At 71.2% G+C, this 16,586-nt stretch carries 14 protein-coding genes; all 14 read left to right on the top strand.

Annotated elements, in window-relative coordinates:
- Nucleotides 1-81: 81 nt before the first annotated feature.
- From FE374_RS16190 to nuoN, 14 genes are read left to right on the top strand one after another with little or no spacing between them, the layout of a single operon-like run.
- Complete coding sequence (locus FE374_RS16190; RefSeq protein WP_139930199.1) at nt 82-444, top strand: NADH-quinone oxidoreductase subunit A; 363 nt, start codon at nt 82-84, stop codon at nt 442-444.
- Nucleotides 445-454: 10 nt separating this feature from the next.
- Nucleotides 455-1,009, top strand: coding sequence for an NADH-quinone oxidoreductase subunit B (locus tag FE374_RS16185; RefSeq protein WP_139930198.1), 555 nt, complete (start codon nt 455-457; stop codon nt 1,007-1,009).
- Entirely contained in the window at nt 1,006-1,815 is an 810-nt protein-coding gene (locus FE374_RS16180) for an NADH-quinone oxidoreductase subunit C (RefSeq protein ID WP_139930197.1), read from the top strand. The genes FE374_RS16185 and FE374_RS16180 overlap by 4 nt, the downstream gene beginning before the upstream one ends.
- Nucleotides 1,815-3,161, top strand: coding sequence for an NADH-quinone oxidoreductase subunit D (locus FE374_RS16175; protein WP_139930196.1), 1,347 nt, complete (start codon nt 1,815-1,817; stop codon nt 3,159-3,161). The genes FE374_RS16180 and FE374_RS16175 overlap by 1 nt, the downstream gene beginning before the upstream one ends.
- Before the next feature lies 1 nt (nt 3,162).
- Nucleotides 3,163-4,014 carry an NADH-quinone oxidoreductase subunit NuoE gene (nuoE, locus tag FE374_RS16170; RefSeq protein ID WP_139930195.1) on the top strand — a complete coding sequence of 284 codons (852 nt, stop codon included), beginning with the start codon at nt 3,163-3,165 and terminating at the stop codon, nt 4,012-4,014.
- Nucleotides 4,011-5,336 carry an NADH-quinone oxidoreductase subunit NuoF gene (gene nuoF, locus FE374_RS16165; RefSeq protein ID WP_139930194.1) on the top strand — a complete coding sequence of 442 codons (1,326 nt, stop codon included), beginning with the start codon at nt 4,011-4,013 and terminating at the stop codon, nt 5,334-5,336. Before nuoE ends, nuoF begins: the two co-directional genes overlap by 4 nt.
- Nucleotides 5,333-7,975 (top strand): NADH-quinone oxidoreductase subunit G, encoded by a 2,643-nt coding sequence (locus tag FE374_RS16160; RefSeq protein WP_139930193.1) that lies wholly within the window; start codon nt 5,333-5,335, stop codon nt 7,973-7,975. The genes nuoF and FE374_RS16160 overlap by 4 nt, the downstream gene beginning before the upstream one ends.
- Nucleotides 7,972-9,369, top strand: a complete 1,398-nt coding sequence (gene nuoH, locus FE374_RS16155; RefSeq protein WP_139930192.1) for an NADH-quinone oxidoreductase subunit NuoH — start codon at nt 7,972-7,974, stop codon at nt 9,367-9,369. The genes FE374_RS16160 and nuoH overlap by 4 nt, the downstream gene beginning before the upstream one ends.
- Nucleotides 9,362-10,075, top strand: coding sequence for an NADH-quinone oxidoreductase subunit NuoI (gene nuoI, locus FE374_RS16150; protein ID WP_139930191.1), 714 nt, complete (start codon nt 9,362-9,364; stop codon nt 10,073-10,075). Before nuoH ends, nuoI begins: the two co-directional genes overlap by 8 nt.
- Nucleotides 10,072-11,079 carry an NADH-quinone oxidoreductase subunit J gene (locus FE374_RS16145; protein ID WP_330998419.1) on the top strand — a complete coding sequence of 336 codons (1,008 nt, stop codon included), beginning with the start codon at nt 10,072-10,074 and terminating at the stop codon, nt 11,077-11,079. Before nuoI ends, FE374_RS16145 begins: the two co-directional genes overlap by 4 nt.
- Nucleotides 11,076-11,375, top strand: a complete 300-nt coding sequence (gene nuoK, locus FE374_RS16140) for an NADH-quinone oxidoreductase subunit NuoK (protein ID WP_139930190.1) — start codon at nt 11,076-11,078, stop codon at nt 11,373-11,375. Before FE374_RS16145 ends, nuoK begins: the two co-directional genes overlap by 4 nt.
- Before the next feature lie 38 nt (nt 11,376-11,413).
- Nucleotides 11,414-13,378 (top strand): NADH-quinone oxidoreductase subunit L, encoded by a 1,965-nt coding sequence (gene nuoL / locus FE374_RS16135; RefSeq protein WP_139931647.1) that lies wholly within the window; start codon nt 11,414-11,416, stop codon nt 13,376-13,378.
- Between the two features lie 21 nt (nt 13,379-13,399).
- Entirely contained in the window at nt 13,400-15,013 is a 1,614-nt protein-coding gene (locus FE374_RS16130; RefSeq protein ID WP_139930189.1) for an NADH-quinone oxidoreductase subunit M, read from the top strand.
- Nucleotides 15,010-16,575 (top strand): NADH-quinone oxidoreductase subunit NuoN, encoded by a 1,566-nt coding sequence (gene nuoN, locus FE374_RS16125; protein ID WP_139930188.1) that lies wholly within the window; start codon nt 15,010-15,012, stop codon nt 16,573-16,575. The genes FE374_RS16130 and nuoN overlap by 4 nt, the downstream gene beginning before the upstream one ends.
- The last annotated feature ends 11 nt before the right edge of the window (nt 16,576-16,586 follow it).

Below are 16,586 nucleotides of genomic sequence, written 5' to 3'. Positions count from 1 at the left end.
AGGCCCAGGCGAAACGCTCTACGCTGGCCGTATCAATCCCGCCGCGACGGCGGTCGAAGCCTGCACATCCGCGGAGGAACGATGACGAACCCTTACGTCCCGCTGCTCATCATGATGGGCGTCGCTGCGGCGATGGCCCTCGGCGGCCTCGCCGCGAGCGCGGTCATCGGGCCCAAGCGGTACAACCGGGTCAAGGTCGCCAACTACGAGTGCGGCGTGGACCCCACGCCCCGTGCGCCGCGGTCGGGTCGCTTCCCCGTGAAGTACTACCTGATCGCCATGACCTTCATCATCTTCGACATCGAGGTGGTCTTCCTCTACCCCTGGGCGGTGGCGTTCTCCGAGCTCGCCGTCTTCGGTCTGGTGGCCATGCTCGGCTTCATCTTCCTGATCACGGTGCCCTACGTGTACGAGTGGCGCCGCGGCGGGCTCGAGTGGGACTGAGGTAGCAGACATGGGACTTGAGGAGAAGGCACCGAGCGGCATCATGCTCACGACGATCGAGAAGGTCGTCGGCTGGAGCCGGAGCCGTTCGCAGTGGCCGGTGACGATGGGCCTGGCGTGCTGCGCCATCGAGATGATGGCCGCGGGCACCCCGCGGTTCGACATGGCCCGCTTCGGGCTCGAGGTGTTCCGGGCCTCGCCCCGGCACGCGGACCTGATGATCGTGTCGGGCCGGGTAAGCCACAAGATGGCGCCGGTCGTGCGCAACATCTACGACCAGATGGCCGAGCCCAAGTGGGTCATCTCCATGGGCGTGTGCGCCTCGTCCGGCGGCATGTTCAACAACTACGCCATCGTCCAGGGCGTCGACCACATCCTGCCCGTGGACATCTACCTGCCCGGCTGCCCCCCGCGCCCGGAGATGCTCATCAACTCCATCCTGGCCCTGCGTGAGGCCGTCCAGGCCGCGCCCCTCGGCGTCAACCGCGAGGAGGCCGCCCGCAAGGCGGAGGAGGCCGCCCTGGCCGCCACTCCCACCCACCAGATGAAGGGCCTGCTGGCGTGAGCGACCGCAACGACGAGAAGCAGTCGGCGGCCGACGCCGCCCAGCCCGGCAAGGTCAGCGCCGAGGTCGGCCAGCGGGCCACCGCCGCGGCCGCCGAGGCCGGCGCGCACAACGTCCCGGCCGGCCCGCGCGACGGGCGCACCCAGCTGGAGATCGTCGCCACCCGCAAGGGCATGTTCGGCATCGAGGGCCCGGGGGACACCTCCGGCTTCGGTGGCCTTGTCAGCGTCATCGCCATGCCGCCGGCCGCCGAGCGGCCCTACGGCGGCTGGTTCGACGAGGTCGTCGACGTCCTCGTGGAGATCCTGACCGAGCAGGGGCTGGACTCCGAGGCCGTCCTGGAGAAGGTGGTCGTCGACCGCGGCGAGCTGACGATCTTCGTCGCCCGCGAGCACATCAACACCGTGAGCCGGGCGCTGCGTGACGACCAGGACCTGCGGTTCGAGCTGTGCCTGGGCGTCTCTGGCGTGCACTACCCCAGCGACACCGGCCGCGAGCTGCACGCCGCGTACCACCTGTTCTCCGTGACGCACTCCCGCCAGCTCCGCCTCGAGGTCACCTGCCCCGACGCCGACCCTCACATCCCCACCGTGGTGGACGTCTACCCCGGCAACGACTGGCACGAGCGGGAGACGTGGGACCTGTTCGGCATCGTCTTCGACGGTCACCCGTCGCTCGCGCGCACCGCCTTACCCGACGACTGGGTCGGGCACCCGCAGCGCAAGGACTACCCGCTCGGCGGTATCCCGGTCGAGTACAAGGGTGCCGTCATCCCGCCGCCCGACACCCGGAGGTCGTACAGCTGATGTCCGCGTCCATCAACATCCCCCACGCCGCCGGACCGGCCGGCGAGGCCCCGGGCGCACCGGAGTTCACCGCCGACGGCGGCGACTGGGCGGAGATCGCCGCCGAGGCCGAACGCCTCGGCGAGGAGCGCATCGTCGTCAACATGGGCCCGGTGCACCCCTCCACCCACGGCGTGCTGCGCCTCATCCTCGAGATCGACGGCGAGACCATCCGCGAGCTGCGCGTGGGTACCGGCTACCTGCACACCGGTATCGAGAAGAACATGGAGTACCGCACCTGGACCCAGGGCGTGACCTTCTGCACCCGCATGGACTACGTGGCGCCCTTCTTCCAGGAGGTCGCCTACTGCCTCGGCGTGGAGAAGCTCCTCGGCGTCACCGACGACGTGCCCGAGCGGGCCACCCTCATCCGGGTGCTCCTCATGGAGCTCAACCGCGTCGCCTCGCACCTCGTGGCCCTGGGCACCGCGGGCAACGAGCTCGGTGCCACCACGATGATGACGATCGGTTTCCGCGGCCGTGAGGACGTGCTGCGGATCTTCGAGCGCATCACCGGTCTGCGCATGAACCACGCGTTCATCCGGCCCGGCGGCGTCGCACAGGACCTGCCCCCGGGCACCACCGACTACGTCCGCGAGCTGCTGCCGAACATCCGGCTCTCCGTCAAGGAGCTGCAGGACCTCACGGTGGAGAACCCGATCTTCAAGCTCCGTCACGTCGACGTCGGCTACGTCTCCGTCTCCGCCGCGATGGCGCTGGGCCTGACCGGCCCTTCCATCCGCGCCGCCGGGTTGCCGCTCGACATGCGCAAGACCCAGCCGTACTGCGGCTACGAGACGTACGACTTCGACGTGCCCGTGCGCGACAAGTCCGACGGCTACAACCGGGCCATGGTCCGCTTCGAGGAGTGCTACGAGTCGATCCGGATCATCACCCAGGTGCTCGACCGGCTCGACACCAACCCGGGCCCGGTCATGGTTGCGGACAAGAAGATCGCCTGGCCCGCTCAGCTGTCCATCGGCTCGGACGGGCAGGGCAACTCCATGGAGCACATCAAGGAGATCATGGCCACCTCCATGGAGTCCTTGATCCACCACTTCAAGCTGGTGACCGAGGGCTTCCGCGTCCCCGCGGGGCAGGTGTTCCAGATGGTCGAGCACCCCCGGGGCGTCATAGGCGTGCACCTGGTCTCCGACGGCGCCACGCGCCCCTACCGGGCCCATTTCCGGGACCCGTCCTTCTCCAACCTCCAGTCCACGGCCGTGATGACCGAGGGCGGCATGCTCGCCGACATCGTCGTCACCCTGGCTTCGCTCGACCCCGTCCTGGGAGGGGTGGACCGCTGACATGAGCGAGACGTTTTTGCCCGAGACCGATGCGCGCCTGCGCGTCGAGGCGGCCGAGGTCATCGCCCGCTACCCCGACCCGCGCTCGGCCCTGCTGCCCCTGCTGCACCTGGTGCAGTCCGAGGACGGCTATGTGGCGCCCCGCGGCGTCGCGCTGTGCGCGGAGCTGCTGGACCTGAGCCGCGCCGAGGTCTCCGCGGTCGCGACCTTCTACGGCCAGTACAAGCGCCACCCCAACGGCGAGTACACCGTCGGGGTGTGCACCAACGCCCTGTGCGCCGTCATGGGCGGCGACATCATCTGGGACAAGGTCTCCGAGCACCTCGGCATCGGGCACGACGAGACCACCGCGGACGGCCGGATCACGCTCGAGCAGGTCGAGTGCAACGCGGCCTGCGACTACGCCCCCGTGGTGATGGTCAACTGGGAGTTCTTCGACAACCAGACGCCCACCACGACGATCGACCTCGTCGACCAGATCACCGCCGGCCGCCCCGTGCACCCCACCCGCGGGGCCGCCACGGTGGCCACCTTCAAGGAGATCGCGCACGTGCTCGCCGGCTTCGAGGACGGCCGGGCGGACGAGGGCGTCGGCGCCGGCGAGGCCAGCCTGCTGGGGCTGCGCATCGCCCGCGAGAACGGGTGGACCGCCCCGCGCGCCGAAGGCGAGCGCGGCGACGGCGCCCGCACGGACGGCGACGGCGCAGCCAGCGGCGCCGACGTCGCCGGGGCCACCGCCGCCGGCACCGCCCCCGTGGGTGACCTGCAGTCCAGCGCCGAGCGCAAGCCCACCACGGCGTCGGACGTCTCGGCCGGGCCGGTCGTGGACGAGAAGAAGGGGAACGTCGAATGAGCACCATGGCGCCGGACCGGCTCACCCCGGTCCTCACCGACATCTGGGACGCCCCGGAGTCCTGGAAGCTGAGCACCTACCGCGCCCACGGCGGCTACGAGGCCCTGGCCAAGGCCCTGACGATGGCCCCCGAGGCCGTCGTCACCGAGGTCAAGGACTCGGGCCTGCGCGGCCGCGGCGGCGCCGGCTTCCCGACCGGCCTGAAGTGGTCCTTCCTGCCCAAGCCCGACGGCGGCCCCCGCTACCTCGTGGTCAACGCCGACGAGTCCGAGCCGGGCACCTGCAAGGACATCCCGCTCATGCTGGCGAACCCGCACTCCCTCATCGAGGGCGTCGCGATCACGTCGTACGCCATCGGCGGGCACCGCGCGTTCATCTACCTGCGCGGGGAGACCGTGCACGTCTACCGCCGGCTGCTCGCGGCCGTGCGCGAGGCCCGAGAGGCCGGCCTGATCGGCACCGGCCTGGGCCCCAACGGCGACTACGACCTCGAGATCGTCGTGCACGCCGGCGCCGGGGCGTACATCTGCGGCGAGGAGACCGCGCTGCTCGACTCCCTCGAGGGCCGCCGCGGCCAGCCGCGCCTGAAGCCCCCGTTCCCCGCCGTCGCCGGTCTGTACGCGCGCCCGACGGTGGTCAACAACGTCGAGTCCATCGCGTCCGTGCCCGGCATCATCGGCAAGGGCAAGGACTGGTTCGCCTCGATGGGTACCCCGAAGAGTGCCGGCCACGGCATCTTCTCCCTCTCGGGCCACGTGACGAACCCCGGCCAGTTCGAGGCCCCGCTGGGCATCACCATGCGCGAGCTCATCGACATGGCCGGCGGCATCCGTGAGGGCCACCGGCTGAAGTTCTGGACCCCGGGCGGCTCCTCCACCCCGATCCTCACCGAGGCCGAGCTCGACGTCCCGCTGGACTACGAGTCCGTCGGCGCCGCCGGCTCCATGCTGGCCACCCGCGCGCTCATGGTCTTCGACGAGACCACCTCGGTGGTGCGCGTCATCTCGCGGTGGACGGACTTCTACCAGCACGAGTCCTGCGGCAAGTGCACGCCCTGCCGCGAGGGCACCTACTGGATGAAGCAGGTCATGCACCGGCTCGAGGCCGGCAAGGGTCTGCCCAGCGACATCGACCTGCTGCTCGACGTCTCGGCCAACATCGCCGGCCGCTCGTTCTGCGCGCTCGGCGACGCCTCCGCCACGCCGATCCAGAGCGGCATCCAGCACTTCCGCTCCGAGTTCGAGGCGGGGACCCACACCCCGGCCTGGGAGCTGTTCCCGTACGAGGCCTCGGCGATCTTCAGCGAAGCAGGTGTTCGATGACAGCGACGACCGACCGCGCCACCGCGGCTCCCGTCGAGACCCTCACGGTCACGATCGACGGCGTGGGGGTCCAGGTGCCCAAGGGCACCCTGGTGATCCGGGCCGCCGAACGAGCCGGCATCGCCATCCCGCGGTTCTGCGACCACCCGCTGCTCAAGCCCGCGGGCGCGTGCCGCCAGTGCCTGGTCGAGGTCTCCACCCCCGACCGCGAGGGCAACCTGCGCGCCATGCCCAAGCCGCAGGCCTCCTGCACCCTGGAGGCGACGCCCGGCATGGTCGTCGCCACCCAGCACACCTCGGACGTGGCCGACAAGGCACAGCACGGGATCATGGAGTTCCTCCTGATCAACCACCCGCTGGACTGCCCGGTGTGCGACAAGGGCGGCGAGTGCCCCCTGCAGAACCAGGCCATGAGCAACGGCCGCTCGACCACCCGGTTCGTGGACATCAAGCGCACGTTCCCCAAGCCGCTGAAGATCTCCACCCAGATCCTCCTCGACCGCGACCGGTGCATCCTGTGCCAGCGGTGCACCCGGTTCTCCTCCGAGATCGCCGGCGACCCTTTCATCGCGCTCCAGGGCCGCAGCGGCGGCACCCCCGGCCGCGAGGTCCACGGGCTCAACGGCTCCCAGATCGGCACCTTCGACACCCAGGTGCTCCACTTCGCCGACGGCGACCACCAGCCCCGCACGCTCGCTCCCGAGGTCTCCGGGCCCGACGGCGAGCCCGGCGTGGCGGGCTCGCTGTCCGCCGGCCCGCTCGGCGTGGCCGAGCAGGACACCTCCGGGCGTCCCTTCGCCTCCTACTTCTCGGGCAACACCATCCAGATCTGTCCGGTGGGCGCGCTGACCTCGGCGGCCTACCGGTTCCGCTCCCGCCCGTTCGACCTCGTCTCGACCGAGTCCGTCGCCGAGCACGACGCCAGCGGCTCGGCCATCCGCGTGGACCACCGCCGCGGCGTCGTCCTGCGCCGTCAGGCCGGCGACGACCCCGAGGTCAACGAGGAGTGGATCACCGACAAGGACCGCTTCGCCTTTACCTGGCAGAGCGCGCCCGACCGCCTCACCGTCCCGCTCGTGCGCGACGAGGAGACCGGCGAGCTCGTCCCGACGAGCTGGTCCGAGGCCCTCGACCTCGCCGCCACCGCGCTGCGCAACGCCGGCCAAAGCTCCGGCGCCGGCCAGGGTTCCGGCGTCGGCCTGCTGCCCGGCGGGCGTCTGACGCTCGAGGACGCCTACGCCTGGTCGAAGTTCGCCCGCGTCGTCCTCGGCACCAACGACATCGACCACCGCGCACGCGTCCACTCGGCCGAGGAGCAGCAGTTCCTCGGCCAGCACGTGGCCGCCCGCGGCCTGGGCGTGACCTTCACCGACCTGGAGCACGCCGGTCAGGTGCTGCTCGTCGGGCTCGAGCCCGAGGACGAGGCCGGCACGGTGTTCCTGCGCCTGCGCAAGGGCATGCTCGCCGGCACCGTCCAGGTCGCCACCGTGGCTCCGTTCCTCACGCGCGGCTCGACCAAGATGCGCGCCCAGCTCGTCGGCGCCGCCCCCGGGGCCGAGCCGGCCACGTTGGCCGCGATCGACGCCGCGAGCACCGACGCCGAGACCGCCGGTCTCGCCGAGCGGCTCGCCGCACCGGGCGCCGTCATCCTCGTCGGCGAGCGGGCCGCAGCGGTGCGCGGCACCCTGTCCGCCGTCGCCGCCCTGGCCGAGCGCACCGGCGCCCGGCTCGCCTGGGTGCCGCGGCGCGCCGGCGAGCGCGGCGCCGTCGACGCCGGCACGCTGCCCGCGCTGCTGCCCGGCGGCCGCCTGGTGGCCGACCCGGCCGCCCGGGTGGACGTCGCCGCCGTCTGGGGCACCGACCGGCTCCCGTCCACGCCCGGACGTGACCTGACCGGCATCCTCACCGCCGCCCGCGACGGCGCGCTGGGCGCCCTGGTGGTTGGCGGCCTCGAACCGGCCGACCTCCCCGACCCCGAGCTCGCCCGCGCGGCCCTGACCGCCGCCGGGTTCGTGCTCCAGCTCGAGGTGCGCCGCTCCGCGGTGTCCGCCTACGCCGACGTGGTCCTGCCCGTCGCCCCGCCGGTGGAGAAAGCCGGCACGTTCGTGAACTGGGAGGGCCGCGTGCGTCCCTTCGGGCAGGTGCTCGTCTCCCGGTCGCTGTCCGACCGTCAGGTTCTCGACGCCCTCGCCGCCGAGCTGGGCACCCCGCTCGGGCTGCGCGAGCTGACCGCCACCCACGCCGAGCTCACCGAGCTCTCCGGCTGGGAGGGCGAGCGTCCCGGCAGCCCCGCCGCCGCGCCCGCCGAGACACCCGTGCCCTCGGCCGGGCAGGCCCTGCTCGCCACCTGGAAGCCGCAGCTGGACTCCGGCCGACTGCAGGACGGCGAGCCGCACCTGGCCGGCACCGCGCACCGCCCGGTCGTGCGGCTGTCCGCCGCCACCGCCGCCGGCATCGGCGCGGTCGACGGCGCACCCGTCACCGTCGGCGGGCCGGCCGGGACCATCACCCTCCCGCTGTCTGTCACCACCATGCCCGACGGCGTGGTGTGGCTGCCGGAGAACTCGCCCGGCTCGAACGTGCGTACGCTCGGCGCCGGCGTGGGCGCCGTCGTCACCTTGTCTGGGGAGGACCGATGACCATCCTGGCGACCACGGCGCTGCCGACGGCCGACTTCAGCGAGGACACCTGGTGGATCTGGCTGATCAAGTCCGTCGTGATCCTGGTCTTCCTCGTGGCCTCGGTCATCCTGGCCCTGTGGGTGGAGCGGCGCGGCCTCGGCCGCATGCAGACCCGCCCCGGCCCCAACGTCACCGGCCCGCTCGGGTTCGGGCAGGCGATCGCCGACGCCCTGAAGCTGGTCCTCAAGGAGGACTTCTGGCTCAAGGGCGCCGACAAGTTCATCTACCTGCTCGGCCCCTTCGTCGCGGCCTTCACCTCGTTCCTCGTGTACGCCGTGCTGCCGTTCGGGCCCGAGGTGTCGATGTTCGGCATCACCACCCCGCTGCAGCTGACGGACATGCCGGTCGCCGTGGTCTACATCCTCGCCGTGACCTCGCTCGGCGTGTACGGCATCGTGCTGGGCGGCTGGTCCGCGAACTCCACCTACCCGCTGCTTGGTGCGGTGCGCTCGTCGGCGCAGATCATCTCCTACGAGTTGAGCATGGGCCTGTCCCTGGTGAGCGTCTTCCTCGTGTCGGGGTCGATGTCCACCTCGCAGATCGTCGACGCCCAGACCCAGCTGTGGTGGGGCATCTCCCTGCTGCCGGCGTTCGTCATCTACTTCATCTCGATGGTCGGCGAGGTCAACCGCCTGCCCTTCGACCTGCCCGAGGCCGAGGGTGAGCTCGTCGCGGGCCACACCACCGAGTACTCCTCGATGAAGTTCGCCTGGTTCTACCTGGCCGAGTACATCAACATGCTCAACGTCTCCGGCGTGGCCGTCACCCTGTTCCTCGGCGGCTGGCGGGCCCCGTTCCCGCTGTCGGCCATCGGCGACGGCGTGCTGAACACCGGCTGGTGGCCGGTGCTGTGGTTCGTCGCCAAGGTCTGGATCGTCATGTTCATGATGATCTGGATGCGCGGCACGCTCCTGCGCTTCCGGTACGACCAGTTCATGAACCTCGGCTGGAAGATCCTCATCCCGGTGGCCCTCGTCTGGCTGGTCGCCGTCGCGATCATCCAGGGCGTGCGCCAGTTCGCCGACGTCGACCTCACGACCTTGCTCCTCTGGATCGCCGGCGTCTTCGTGGTGCTCATGGTGGCGCTGCTGCTATGGCCCACCAGGAAGAAGGAGGAGGCGCCGCCCGAGGCGGTCGTGCCGACCGCGGGCCGGCCGGACATCGTGCCCGCCGGCAGCGACTTCGACGCCTTCGCCGGCGGCTATCCCGTGCCGCCCCTGCCCGGTCAGACCCTGCCGCCCTCACCGCGCCGCGCCCGGCGCGAGGCCACGGCCATGGCCGCCACGCAGCGCACGCCTGCGGGCAGCACCGCCGCACCGCACACCCAGGACAAGGAGAGCCACGATGTCTGAGGCTTCGAAGGGCGGCGAGCTCGGCCGGCGCGACAAGCGCCGCCGCGGCGAGGTCGCCAAGTACGACCCGGCGGCGCTCGGCCCCGCGAAGAAGGGCTCCGTCGGGCAGTTCTTCGCCCCGGTCGCCGGGTTCGGCGTGACGATCTCCTCGATGTTCCGGCCCACCGTCACCGAGCAGTACCCGTTCGAGAAGGTGCCCACGCAGCCGCGCTACCACGGCCGCCACCAGCTCAACCGGTACGCCGACGGCCTGGAGAAGTGCATCGGGTGCGAGCTGTGCGCCTGGGCCTGCCCCGCCGACGCGATCTACGTCGAGGCCGGCGACAACACCACCGACGCCCAGTACTCCCCGGGCGAGCGGTACGGCCGCGTCTACCAGATCAACTACCTGCGCTGCATCTTCTGCGGCCTGTGCATCGAGGCCTGCCCCACCCGAGCGCTGACCATGACCAACGAGTACGAGCTCACCGGTCCCACCCGCGAGGGCCTCATCTTCGAGAAGCAGGACCTGCTCGCCCCGATGCTCGAGGGCATGCTCGCCGCCCCGCACCCCATGGTGGAGGGCACGGACGACGACGACTATTACCGCAACGAGGTCACCGGCCCGACCCGGGACCAGCTGGACTGGGTCCGCGAGCGCCGCCCGCACGACCCCACGCTCTCGACCGCGCGCACCGCCGGCATGGCCCAGGAGGGCGCCAAGTGACCCCGTTCGCCGCAACGGCGCCTATGACGCTGGTGGAGACCGGCACCGTCAGCGGTGGCGAGACCGTCCTGTTCTGGGTCATCGCCCCGATCATGGTCATCGCCTCGCTGGGCCTGCTCTTCGCCCGCCGCGCCGTCCACGCCGCCCTCAGCGTCGTGCTCGTCATGATCTGCCTGGCCATCCTCTACGTGGCCCAGGACGCCCCGTTCCTCGGCGTCGCCCAGGTGGTCGTCTACACCGGCGCGATCATGATGCTGTTCCTGTTCGTCCTCATGCTCGTCGGGGTCGACGCCGCCGACTCGCTGACCGAGACGATCCGCGGTCAGCGCTGGGTCGCCTACGTCGCGGGCCTCGGCCTGGCGCTGGTGCTCGGCGGAGTGGTGGCCGCCTCGACGCTGCCCCGTCCCGCCGGGCTGACCGCCGCGAACATCGACTCCAACCCGGTCGGCGTCGCCCGCCTGATCTTCTCCGACTTCGTCTTCACGATGGAGATCACCGGCGTGCTGCTCGTCGTGGCCGCGGTCGGGGCCGTCACGCTCACCCACGCCGAGCGGCTGCGGCCCAAGGCCACCCAGCGCGACGTGCTCGAGTCGAAGATGCGCGCCTACGCCGCCGGCAAGGGTGGCGTCGGTCAGCTGCCCGCCCCCGGCGTCTACGCCCGGTCCACCTCGGCCACCGTGCCGGCACTGTCCGGCACCGGTGAGCCCATCGAGGCCTCGGTGCCCCGCGTGCTGCGCATCCGCGGTCAGGAGCGCACCATCGGCGACGTCAGCCCCGAGACCGTCGAGGCGGTGGCACGCGCCCGCGCCGGTGAGGGCACCGCCGGGATCCACGGCGGCGACGCGACCCGCGCCGTCGGCCAGTCCGGCCTGCCCGGCATGCGCGGCGAGGCGCCGCCCACGCCGCAGCTGCCCGGCAGCCCCGGCGCCCCGGCCACGCTGGAGAAGGCCTCGCGCCTTGCCCTGGAGCACACCGACGGCGCTGCCAAGGAGGAGGAGCTGTGAGCCTCGTCAACTACCTGGTCCTGGCCGCGATCCTGTTCGCCGTCGGAGCCACCGCGGTGCTGGTGCGCCGCAACGCGATCATCGCCCTGCTCGGCGTGGAGATCATGCTGAACTCCTCGAACCTGGCGCTGGTGACGTTCGCCCGTCTGCACGGTGACCTCACCGGCCAGGTCGTGGCGTTCTTCGTGATGGTCGTCGCCGCGGCAGAGGTCGTCGTCGGCCTCGCGATCATCGTGTCCATCTTCCGAACCCGCAGGTCCGCGTCGGTCGACGACGTCAACCTGCTGAAGTACTGACGGGGGAAGGCGTGTTCGCCACTCTGGGTACCTTGTCCATGCCCGCCTCCGCCGTCACGGCTGCCTCCGCCGTCACTGCTGGCGACGGCGGCGCGGTCGGCGGGGCGGTCTCGCTCGCCTGGCTGCTCGTCGCCCTGCCGCTGCTCGGTGCCGGTGTCCTGCTGCTGCTCGGCCGTCGCGCCGACCGGTGGGGCCACTGGCTCGGGGTGCTCGCCTCCGCCGGCGCCTTCGTCGTCGGTGTCGCGGTCCTCGCGCAGCTGTTCGGCCTGCCGGCCGAGGAGCGGGTGCTCGACGTGCACCTCTTCAGCTGGATCCCGGCCGGGAACCTCGCGGTCGACGCCGGGCTGCGGATCGACCCGCTGTCGATGACCTTCGTGATGCTCGTGACCTTCGTGGGCACACTCATCCACATCTACTCCGTGGCCTACATGGAGCACGACACCGACCGGCGCCGGTTCTTCGCCTACCTCAACCTCTTCGTCGCCGCGATGCTGCTGCTCGTCCTCGCCGACAGCTACGTGCTGCTGTTCGTCGGCTGGGAGGGCGTGGGCCTGGCGTCCTACCTGCTCATCGGGTTCTGGAACTACCGCACCGACTACGCGGTGGCTGCCAAGAAGGCCTTCGTGATGAACCGGATCGGGGACGTCGGCCTGCTGCTCGCCATGGGCGCGATGTTCGCCGCCTTCGGTGCGGTGGACTTCGTCACCGTCTTCGGCGCCGCGGAGGGCACCGGCGAGGGGGTGCTCACCGCCATCGGCCTGCTGCTCCTGCTCGCCGCGTGCGGCAAGTCGGCGCAGTTCCCCCTGCAGGCCTGGCTGGGTGACGCCATGGCCGGCCCCACCCCCGTCTCGGCCCTCATCCACGCCGCCACCATGGTCACCGCCGGCGTCTACCTGCTCGTGCGCTCGGGCCCGATCCTGAACGGCGCCCCCAACGCGCTGCTCGTCATCGCCATCGTCGGCGCCATCACCCTGCTGTTCGGGGCGATCGTCGGCTGCGCCAAGGACGACATGAAGAAGGTGCTCGCCGCCTCGACCATGTCCCAGATCGGCTACATGATGCTCGGCGCGGGCCTGGGCCCCATCGGGTACGCCTTCGCGATCTTCCACCTGGTCACGCACGGCTTCTTCAAGGCCGGCCTGTTCCTCGGGGCCGGCTCGGTCATGCACGCGATGGACGACCGGGTCGACATGCGCGGCTTCGGCGCCCTGGCGCCCTACATGAAGATCACCTGGGTGACCATGGCGCTGGGCTGGCTCGCGATCATCGGCATCCCGCCCTTCTCCGGCTTCTGGAGCAAGGACCTCATCATCGAGACGGCGTTCGTCGGAGAGGGCTGGCGGCCGTGGGTCTTCGGCACCGTCGCGCTGATCGGCGCCGCGATCACCGCGTTCTACATGTCGCGGCTGTTCTTCATGGTCTTCCACGGCAAGGCCCGCTGGAAGGACCCGGCAGCCGAGCAGGTCCACCCGCACGAGGCCCCTGCCCTGATGACCGTGCCGATGATCATCCTGGCCATCGGCTCGGTGGCCCTCGGTGGTGTCCTCGCCGCCGGTGACTCCTTCGTCACCTGGCTCGAGCCGGTGGTCGGCCGCGCCGAGCACGCCGCCCCGGTCATCCCGGTGCCGGTCATCGTCACGCTGACGATCGTGCTCGCCGTCGTCGGCGCCCTGCTCGCCTGGCGTGTCTACGGCGCCCGTGAGGTGCCGGTCGAGGCCCCGCGCGGCTCCGCGCTGACCCGTGCCGCCCGGCAGGACCTGTACCAGGACGCCTTCAACGAAGGGGTCTTCATGAAGCCCAGCCAGTACCTGACCCGCTCGCTGGTGTACGCGGACTCCTCCGTCGTCGACGGCGCCGTCATGGGCGTGGCCCGGGCCACCTCCGGCCTCGGCAGGATCCTGCGTCGCCTGCAAAACGGCTACGTGCGCTCCTATGCCGCGCTCATGCTCATCGGCGTGGTGCTGGCCCTAGTCGTCGTCCTCGCCTCGCGCGTGCAGGTCTGAGGGAAGAGGTTCGAGGAAGAGATGCAGACCATGAACGCAGCCTTTCCCTGGCTGACCGTCCTCATCGTGGTGCCCCTGGTGGCAGCCGCGGTGCTGTGGCTGGTCAAGCCCCTGCACAAGGTGGCCCGCCCCTACGGCCTGGCCGTCTCGATCGTCGAGCTCCTGCTCGCGATCGCGATGACCACCCAGTTCGACATGGGCGCCGCCGGGCAGCAGCAGCTGACCGAGCTCGCCGGGTGGATCCCGCAGTTCGGTGTCTCCTACGCCGTCGGCGTCAACGGCCTCGGCCTGGCCATGGTGCTCCTGGCGGTGTTCCTCGTGCCGCTGGTGCTCCTGGCGGCCTGGCGTGAGCAGGAGGCCGTGCCCGACGGGGCCGTGCTCGAGCGCCGGCAGATGGGCTTCGTCGCCCTCGTGCTCGCGCTCGAGGCCCTCATGGTGGCCGTGTTCGCCGCCCGGGACGTGTTCTTCTTCTACGTCCTGTTCGAGGCGATGCTCATCCCGGTGTATTTCCTCATCGGCAACTACGGCGGACCGCGCCGCCGCACCGCGGCGCTGAAGTTCCTGCTGTACTCCCTCGCCGGTGGCCTGATCATGCTCGTGGGCGTCATCGCCGTGTACCTCGCCGGCCCCGGCGGGGAGCAGGGCTTCCTCATCGACACCCTCGCCGGCAACCTCGAGGTCTCCCAGTCCGCGGAGCGCTGGCTGTTCGTCTCCTTCTTCATCGCCCTGGCGATCAAGGCCCCGATGTGGCCCGTGCACACCTGGCTGCCCGACACCGCCCAGCAGGCCACCGCCGGCACCTCCACGCTGCTGGTCGGCGTGCTGGACAAGGTCGGCACCTTCGGGATGATCGCGCTGTGCCTGCCGCTGTTCCCCGAGGCCTCGCGGTGGGCCGCGCCGGTGATCATCGGGCTGGCCCTGGTCTCGATCATCTACGGCGGGCTCGTCGCGATCGGCCAGCGCGACATCATGCGCCTGATCGCCTTCACCTCGGTGAGCCACTTCGGCTTCATCGTGCTGGGCATCTTCGTCCGCGACCAGGTCGCCCTGACCGGCGCCATGGTCTACATGGTCGCCCACGGCGTGTCCACCGCCGCGCTGTTCCTCATCGCCGGCTTCCTGGTCCGCCGCGGCGGCACCCAGCAGATCCCCGCCTACGGCGGGATGCAGCGGGTCACCCCGGTGCTGGCCGGGACGTTCCTGATCTCCGGTCTCGCCACGATCGCGCTGCCCGGCCTGAGCGGGTTCGTGCCCGAGTTCCTGGTCCTCCAGGGCACGTTCCGGGTCAACATCCTCGCCGCATGCATCGCCGTCCTCGGCGTGATCATCGCGGCGCTGTACATCCTGCTGCCCTACCAGCGGATCTTCACCGGCCCCAAGGTGCCCGAGCTCGCCCGGATCCCCGACCTGAGCGTCCGTGAGAAGTGGGTCGTGGCGCCGCTGGTCGCGGCGATGCTCGCGCTCGGGTTCTACCCCGCGCCGGTGATCGACGCCGTCACCCCGGTCGCGCAGAACGCCGCCATCGAGCAGCCCAGCTCCATCGACACCGCCCGGGGCCCGGACCAGGCCGGCGTCGCGCTCGGCGCGACGGCCGCAGGGACCGACGCCGGCACGGAAGAGGGAACCACCAAGTGAACACGTTCGTCGCCCCCGAGGTGGACTGGGCGGGGCTGACACCCGTCCTCATCGTCCTGGCCGCCGCCGTCGTCGGCGTGCTGGTCGAGGCCTTCGCCCCGCGCGGCTCACGCCGCCCGATCCAGCTCGTGCTGGGCCTGCTGGCCACCGCCGGCGCCCTGGTCGCGGTGGTCTGGCGCTGGACCGTGGTCCAGGACGCCGGGCCCAGCGCCCTCGTCTCCGGCGCCCTGATCGAGGACACGCCCGCGCTGTTCGCTCAGGGGCTGCTCGCCCTGTTCGGGCTGCTCGGCCTGCTCGTCATCGCCGACCGCACCGAGTCCGGCGAGGGCGCGTTCGTCGCCCAGGCCGCGACCCGGCCCGGCTCGACCGACGAGGCCGACGCCACTCGCGCCGGCATGGCGCAGACCGAGGTCTACCCCCTGACCCTCTTCGCGCTGGGCGGCATGCTGCTCTTCGCCGGCGCGGGTGACCTGCTGACCCTGTTCGTCGCCCTCGAGGTGCTCTCACTGCCCCTGTACGTGCTCTCCGGGCTCGCCCGCCGCCGTCGCCTGCTCTCGCAGGAGGCGTCGGTGAAGTACTTCCTGCTCGGCGCGTTCGCGTCCGCGTTCGTCATCTTCGGCATCGCCCTGCTGTACGGCTACTCCGGCACCGTGCGCCTGGACGGCATCGCCCAGGCCGTGCCTGCGACCGTCGGCATGGACTGGCTCCTGCTCGGCGGCGCGCTCATGGTCATCGTGGGCCTGCTGTTCAAGGTCGGTGCCGTGCCCTTCCACGCGTGGACGCCCGACGTCTACACCGGCGCCCCGACCCCCATCACCGGGTTCATGGCCGCCGCCACCAAGCTCGCCGCCTTCGCGGCGCTGCTGCGGTTCGTGTACGTGGTGCTGCCCGACATGAGCTGGGACCTCGAGCCGGTGATGTGGGTGGTCATCATCCTCACCATGCTCCTCGGCACCGTGCTGGGCATCGTGCAGACCGACATCAAGCGGATGCTGGCCTACTCCTCGATCGCGCACGCCGGGTTCGTGCTCATCGGCGTCATCTCGCTGACCAAGGAGGGCATCGGTGCGGTGCTGTTCTACCTCCTCGCCTACGGCCTGGCCACGATCGGCGCCTTCGCCCTCGTGACCCTGGTGCGCGAGCGGGACGCGGACGGCAACGTCACCGGCGAGGCCACCCACCTGTCGCAGTGGGCGGGCCTGGGCCGGCGCAGCCCGGCGATCGCCGTCGCGATGGTGATCTTCCTGCTCTCCTTCGCGGGCATCCCGCTCACCGCCGGCTTCATGGGCAAGTTCGCCGTGTTCTCCGCGGCGGTCGACGGCGGCGGCACCGTCCTGGTGGTCCTGGCCGTGCTCGCCTCGGCGGCGACGGCGTTCTTCTACGTGCGCCTGATCGTGCTCATGTTCTTCACCGAGCCCGACGGCGAGACCACCGCCGTCGTCTCCTCCGAAGGCATGACGTCGGTCGCCGTGGGCGTGTGCGCCGTCGCCACTGTCCTGGTCGGTGTGCTGCCCGGGCCCGTCCTCGAGCTCGCCGGCCAGGCGACGACCTTCCTCCCGTGAGTACGGTTCCT

The sequence above is a fragment of the Georgenia yuyongxinii genome (assembly GCF_006352065.1).
In the GTDB taxonomy this organism is placed as follows: Bacteria; Actinomycetota; Actinomycetes; order Actinomycetales; family Actinomycetaceae; genus Georgenia; species Georgenia yuyongxinii.
The sequence above is the reverse complement of the archived record's forward strand: the minus strand, read 5'-3'. Positions and strand labels throughout refer to the sequence as shown.